Raw genomic sequence first — 6,477 nt, forward strand, 5'->3', positions numbered from 1 at the left:
CCCTCTGGAGTTATCTAAATTAGGCTCAATACTTGGTAGTTTTCTACGGGTGTTTGGTTTAAGTATTGCCGCAAGGATAGATAATTGTAAGGTGTGTCGCGGAACTAAGAATCCCCGCACTTATAGGGCAGGGAGTGTCAACCTGTTGATAATCGGGTTCAGAGTTGCCTGATTAACCCACGTTATAATAACGGGCGGGTTTGGTTTAGAGGTTATCGGTAGATACCCCAATTAAACGGCTCGCGCCCGCCCCTACATTTAACTTATTTTAACGGCTATTACTAAACTGACGCTCTAGGTAATCAGTGTGATCAGCTGATGGGCATTTAAATGGGGTAGTTCCTGTTCTCTGTTCCCCGTTCCCTGTTCCCTCAACCATAACGATTTCAATCCTCACCCTGTTTCTGACAAGCCTCTAAATAAATTTGAGCCACTTGATCAACGGGATTAATCGGTAAACACTCTTGGAATATTTGGGCGGCTTCTTTAAATAAATGTTTACTATACAGAAATAGAGCCTTCTCAAAATCAGGCTTTGTCATTAACTTTACCGAGCGAAGTTCTGGTGGATCTGCCTCAAATATTTCAAAAACCGATACCATTTCACTTTTCCCCTTAACCTGAACTTGACCGATAATCCGAAAGGCATATTCAACCGGATGATTTAGCTGTAAAAACGTGTGGTGAGAAATTAGTAAGGATACCCCATACTCTTTCGTAAGCTGTTCTAAGCGAGCGGCTAAATTGACCGCATCACTAATCACAGTACCATCCATGCGATTGTGTCCGCCCACGGTTCCCAGCATCAGCGAACCGGTGTTAATCCCAATCCCAATCTGAATCGGCGGACGATCTGGACGTTGCCGCGTTTTATTATAATCAGTCAACCGATTTAACATATCAATTCCGGCGCGAACCGCATCATCAGCACTACCATTAAATAGCGCCATAATCGCATCACCGATATATTTATCAATAAAGCCATCATGTTCAACAATAGCGGGTTCCATCGGGATACCCCAAGCTTCAATAGGAATAATTTGATCGCCCTGGTGAATTTCAATGTCATCAGCCGTGGCACTTTCTCCCATTAACGCTTGCACTACCGGCAATAATTCCGCTGGGTAGAGTTGGTCAGTGCCAGCAATATAAAATTGATAAACCTCGGCGAATTGTTCAGCAAAGGTATCAGGAACCACACCTTTACCCATTAACTGTTGCGCCCGTTGATTCAGGTAATAGGTTTTTCCGCTTGCATCTAATACCGCTACCCCAACCGGCACCGCTTCCAGGAATTGGGCTAATCGGCGTTCACTTTCCCGTGCGGCTTCTTCGGCTTGTTGATGTAACTCCTCCTCAATCGCATCGGAATGAGCTGTCGTGGTTTCCAGTAATATTTCTAAGTCAGCATTGTAGCGCTGTAATTCCCAGGTTTGGTAAAGCGTGATCGCCATTGATGATCCGATCAACGCCGCCATCGGGGAAACCACGGGTAACCACCAATTAGCCAGAAACGCCCCATAACTGCCAACCACCAGAATACTACCCATGAAGAACGTGCCGAAACCGACAACCATCCATCGGGGAAAAATCCTATCCGCGAATTGGTTCAATTGTTGGAGTTTCCAGCTTCCTCCAGCGCCAATCAAACACCAGACAACAATCCATAACCACTCGACTGGATCAACCCAAATTGTCAGCCAAGACAGTTGGTTTATTCTATCAATGAAAGGAATTAAAGGGCGTCCATCAATCGCCTTAATTAAAGGGCGTCCCGCCATCGCCCCACTAATGATCTGACTGGCGATATTGGCATGAATAATCACGCCCGGTGTTTGCTGACGCGAACCGATGGTATTTTGACTATAGGGTGTAAAGAATAAGTCGTTAGCACTCTGTCCGGTAGCGCCAATGAGAACAATGCGATCGCGCATCAAATCCGGTGATATCCGATTCTCTAAAATATCAGCAATGGATACAGTTTGGAAGTTCTCTTTCTGTCCGCGATAGTTTAAGAGAATTTGATAGCCACCCACATCAGCATTAACATAGCCACCCTCATTCCCTGTCAATGGCACAAATTCCACCTTACCCAACTGCAAATGACTCTTGGCTTCATCCGTCATTTGCAGGGTAATCCCTTCGGCTTCTAGATACATTAACGCCAGCTTTAATCAGGTTCGGTGTAGACTTAAATACCTCGACTAATTCCTGATGACCCGATTCGACTGGCAAATCACGGTATAAATCCACGCCAATCGCCCTAGGCTGTTGGGCGTTTATTTTTCTAAGTAACTGTGCTAAGACCTGATCAGGAATGGGCCACGTCCCAACCTGGGTAATATCAGACTCATCAATGGTTACCACCAGAATCCGGGGGTCAACGGGTTCTTGGGGACGCTGCTGAAAAAATTGGTCGAGTGTTGCCCATTCGAGAAGCTGAAACGAACCGGTCCAAGCCGTAGCGATTACCAATCCGGCGACAGTGGGGGCAGTGATCAATACCCCTTGCCATTTAGAAATATGCTGCTTGAGCTTTTGCCACATTTAGGATGAGCAATCAAAATTAACATGAGTAGTCCCCTGATTGCTATGGCGAATCGTTCTATATTCTTTAGAGTAGCTCAAGTCAAGCTGAGTCGTGGCTCAGGCAGTTTGGCTCAACCCCATGGAATTAAATTCCCACTAAACTAGCCGAAATTTGATAGACCGTAGGGTGGGCACTGCCCACCAGCCTCAAGTCAGCAACATTCAGCTTAAATTCAGTGGAATCGTGGCTCAGGCAGTTTGGCTCAACCCTAACCTAGTAACTATCTTCGCTGCCTACGGTATGCAGCGCTAAATCATTATTCGCTCGGTTGAGTCGATCCGCGATCGCGGATCGAAGTTTCAGCGTGATCGATGGTGTAGCCAGTACCTCTTGGGCTTGTTCTCGGTAGATAGCACTGGTTACCGGATCAACTTGGTCAATTTTCTGTAAATTTGAAAATACTGTATCCGCAGAAATGGTCATCGGATTAAACCCTTCCATCACATATAATTACGATCTTGACTTAAGTATCGAACGGATGGCAATAGGTGAATGATTAAAATAAAACAAAAATTATTCGACACCAAACAGGGAGTAATCGCCACCCTCAACGTCTCACGCCAACGCTTTCAAGCCTGTCGAGAAGCGAATCAAGTGTTGTAAATCGTCCTCAAACCCTTACTGTTCCCTGTTCCCTGTTCCCTGTTCCCTAATCTCAACCATTAACTTTAATTATATCCACCTACTTACATTATGAAATTTCCCTTATCTCGTCAGAAACGGCAGATTATTCAATTTCTCGGTTTATTCTGCTGCTGTTGTATCCTGATTATTAGTTGTGGTGGGCAAAATACACCCACTGATGATGCTGCAAGTTCCGTCACTAGCATCAGTAGCCCTGAACGCATCGCTGTGGGTTCTGTTGCCAAACCCCGAACTCTTGACCCCGCTGATGCGTATGAAGTAGCGATTAGCGATATTATTACCAGCTTAGGCGATCGCCTCTATACCTACGAGGGAGATACTGATACGCTAATTCCCCAACTGGCGACAGAACTCCCGCAAGTCAGTGATGATGGTTTAACCTACACGATTCCTGTGCGTCAGGGTGTTACCTTCCATGATGGCACCCCCTTTAACGCAGACGCCATGGCATTTTCCCTGAGGCGGTTTAGTCAAAACGGGGGTAAACCTTCAGCCCTACTTTCTGACATCATGGAATCCGTGGAAGCCACAGGGGAATACGAACTCACAATTAAGCTAAAAAATGCCTTTGCTCCCTTCTCTTACCTGCTAGCCTTTCCTGGATTAAGTGCGGTTTCTCCTCAAGCTTATGAAATTGGGCAAGGCAAATTTAAACCCAATGATTTTGTGGGAACAGGTCCCTATAAACTGGTTTCCTTTGAACCAAATTTAGTCAAAGTGGATGTATTTGAGGACTATTGGGGAGAAAAACCGCTTAATCAAGGGATTGACTTTCAGTTTCTCAGCAGTCCCGCTAACTTGTATAATTCCTTTACCACAGGTGCGGTTGATATTGCCTATCGTGACTTAGATGCCGATCAAATTCTCAGCCTTAAAGAGGATGCTGAATCGAAAGGGTATCAGGTACTAGAAAAGCCCAGCATTCGCCTAGACTACATGGTGCTAAATGTCCAGCAGAAACCCTTAGATCAGGTAGAAGTTAGACAAGCGATCGCGGCGTTAGTGGATCGTTCATTAATCATTGATCGCGTCTATCGGGGTCAAGCTGAACCCGCTTATAGTATTATTCCCGACACCTTTGCCACCAGCAAACCTGTATTTAAGGAACTTTATGGGGATGGCAATGTAGAAAAAGCCAAAGAACTCTTGACAAAAGCAGGTTTTTCTGAACAAAAACCCTTGGAGTTAGAAATGTGGTACAGTTCCGATAACTCCCCGCGTCAACAAATTGTCACCCTCCTCAAGGAATATGCCGAGCAAAAAATGGAGGGTTTGATGCAAGTTCAACCGCAACCCGTTGAATCCACGACTCTCTTTGCCAATATTCCCAAAGGCATTTATCCCAGCTATTTAGTGGCTTGGTTTCCTGATTTTGGCGATGCTGATAATTACATCAGCCCCTTTTTCAGTTGTACGAAAGGATCAGCGGAAACTGGATGTCAGGAAGGTGCTAGTCAAAGTCAAGGTTTCTTCTATTACAGTGAAAAAATGAACCAACTCATTGAAGCTCAACGGCAGGAACAAGATCCCCAGGCGCGACAAGAACTATTTGGGCAAATTCAATCGCTAATTGCTCAAGATGTGCCGCTGGTTCCCTTATTGCAGAAAAAAGAATTTGCGTTTGCTCAAGACAGCTTACAGAACGTGGAAATTAATCCAATTATTGGTATCTCGTTTTGGCAAGTGGATAAAAATGCTTAAGCTGACTTACGCAAAGCCTCGATTTGTAGGGTGTGTTAGCGAAGCGTAACGCACCTTGACCACTAAATAGCCGATTTTATGGGCGCAAAGCTTTGCGCCCCTACAGGTTGTGGATGTCGGGTTTAACGTGCACCCAACTATAAACCTGTATTAATCCTACTCGCCCTACCTAATTTGAATTCCGATGTCTCGTTCTCGTGCTTTACTCTACTATGTCATCGCCCGGTTGCTCCTGGCACCGTTAATGATGTGGACGATTGTTACTATCGTATTTCTACTCCTCCGCGCTACGCCAGGAGATCCAATTGATGCGGTCATTGGTAATCGTGCGCCTGAAAGTGTAAAAGCCGAATTTCGGGAACGGTTGGGATTAAATCAACCGCTACCGTTACAGTATGTGAATTATTTATTCAGTTTACTCCGCCTGGATTTAGGCAGTTCAATTAGTGACCAAGGACGAGATGTTTGGCAAGTGATTCAGCAATATTTTCCCGCGACGGCAGAAGTAGCAATATGTAGTATGATCGTCGCGATAACGGTAGGAATTGGTGTGGGTATTTTTTCCGCCTCTCGTCCCGGTACAGTCTTTGATTTAGGGGGACGACTATTTGGGATTATCACCTACGCCTTACCGATATTTTGGGCAGGAATGATTGTCCAATTAATCTTTGCCGTACAGTTAGGATGGTTTCCCCTGGGTGGACGATTTCCGGCATCAGTAACTCCGCCCACAGGATTCACTGGACTTTATACCGTTGATAGTCTCTTGAACGGTAATTTCAACCAATTTTTGACGGCGTTATATTATTTAACTCTACCCTCGTTAACCTTAGGAATTCTCCTAAGTGGAATTTTTGAGCGTATTGTCCGGGTGAATCTCAAGCAAACGCTGAAGTCTGATTATGTAGAAGCTGCACGCGCTAGAGGAATTCAGGAAGGGACAATTTTGCTGCGTCATGCGTTAAAAAATGCGTTGATTCCGGTGATTACGGTAATGGGACTCACGTTTGCGTCGTTGCTAGGGGGTGCGGTGTTAACAGAAGTTACCTTTTCCTGGCCCGGATTAGCTAATCGATTATATGAAGCGATTCAGTTACGAGATTACCCGACGGTGCAGGGAATTATGGTGTTTTTTGGGGCAATTGTGGTGATAGCGAGTATTGCGATTGATATTATCAATGCTTTAATTGACCCGCGTATTCGCTATTAATTGTTCATTGTTTAGTAACCCCCGCCACGGCGATTAAAATCCTTCTGGGACTATAGTGGTACTAATACCAAATTCGCCTTTATTACCCCCTTTTGCCACGGCGATTGAAATCGCTGCTACACAAACTTGCGTCCGCCTGCGCGGACTGGGTTATAACGGGGATGACTAAGCTGTCATGCATTTAAATTGCGTATTAGTAGCGAGCAAGATGCAAAGCCTGCGGCATGGCTTCGCTTAACGCACTACAAGAATTTCGTCATTGTGTAAGCTAAAGGTGATTGGTGATTTGGCGACTTGAACTCACGATCGCATGTCTCAGAAAAACGAAATT

The 6,477-nt window shown here is 45.2% G+C and carries 4 protein-coding genes and 2 pseudogenes; 3 read left to right on the forward strand and 3 right to left on the reverse strand.

The genetic code is table 11. The annotated features are described in order from the left end of the window. Positions 1–386 precede the first annotated feature (386 nt). Positions 387–1,505 (reverse strand): annotated as a pseudogene (locus tag RIG27_RS08585) (adenylate/guanylate cyclase domain-containing protein); the annotation flags it as partial. A 192-nt stretch (positions 1,506–1,697) separates the two neighbouring features. After that, positions 1,698–2,547: pseudogene (locus RIG27_RS08590) on the reverse strand (CHASE2 domain-containing protein); the annotation flags it as partial. Between the two features lie 24 nt (positions 2,548–2,571). Between RIG27_RS08590 and RIG27_RS08595 the strand changes: the two are divergent. Then, positions 2,572–2,694 (forward strand): hypothetical protein, encoded by a 123-nt coding sequence (locus RIG27_RS08595; RefSeq protein ID WP_446344246.1) that lies wholly within the window; start codon positions 2,572–2,574, stop codon positions 2,692–2,694. Between the two features lie 109 nt (positions 2,695–2,803). Here the strand turns inward: RIG27_RS08595 and RIG27_RS08600 are convergent, their stop codons facing one another. Continuing rightward, positions 2,804–3,013: a hypothetical protein gene (locus RIG27_RS08600; protein ID WP_044210115.1), complete on the reverse strand. Its 210-nt coding sequence runs from the start codon at positions 3,011–3,013 to the stop codon at positions 2,804–2,806. 270 nt (positions 3,014–3,283) lie between these two features. On the opposite strand from RIG27_RS08600, the gene RIG27_RS08605 reads away from it, so the two are divergent. Then, positions 3,284–4,936, forward strand: a complete 1,653-nt coding sequence (locus RIG27_RS08605; protein ID WP_446344248.1) for an ABC transporter substrate-binding protein — start codon at positions 3,284–3,286, stop codon at positions 4,934–4,936. Between the two features lie 184 nt (positions 4,937–5,120). Beyond that, the gene (locus tag RIG27_RS08610) at positions 5,121–6,146 is read left to right on the forward strand and encodes an ABC transporter permease (protein WP_446344250.1); all 1,026 of its coding nucleotides are present in this window, start codon (positions 5,121–5,123) and stop codon (positions 6,144–6,146) included. Positions 6,147–6,477 lie beyond the last annotated feature (331 nt).

It is taken from the genome of Coleofasciculus sp. F4-SAH-05, from assembly GCF_040222985.1.
Classification (GTDB): Bacteria; Cyanobacteriota; Cyanobacteriia; order Cyanobacteriales; family Coleofasciculaceae; genus Coleofasciculus; species Coleofasciculus chthonoplastes.

Coding starts and splice junctions, on each gene's coding strand:
- RIG27_RS08595 (WP_446344246.1), top strand. CDS start 2,572: ATGAGTAGTCCCCTGATTGCTATGGCGAATCGTTCTATATTCTTTAGA.
- RIG27_RS08600 (WP_044210115.1), bottom strand. CDS start 3,013: ATGACCATTTCTGCGGATACAGTATTTTCAAATTTACAGAAAATTGAC.
- RIG27_RS08605 (WP_446344248.1), top strand. CDS start 3,284: ATGAAATTTCCCTTATCTCGTCAGAAACGGCAGATTATTCAATTTCTC.
- RIG27_RS08610 (WP_446344250.1), top strand. CDS start 5,121: ATGTCTCGTTCTCGTGCTTTACTCTACTATGTCATCGCCCGGTTGCTC.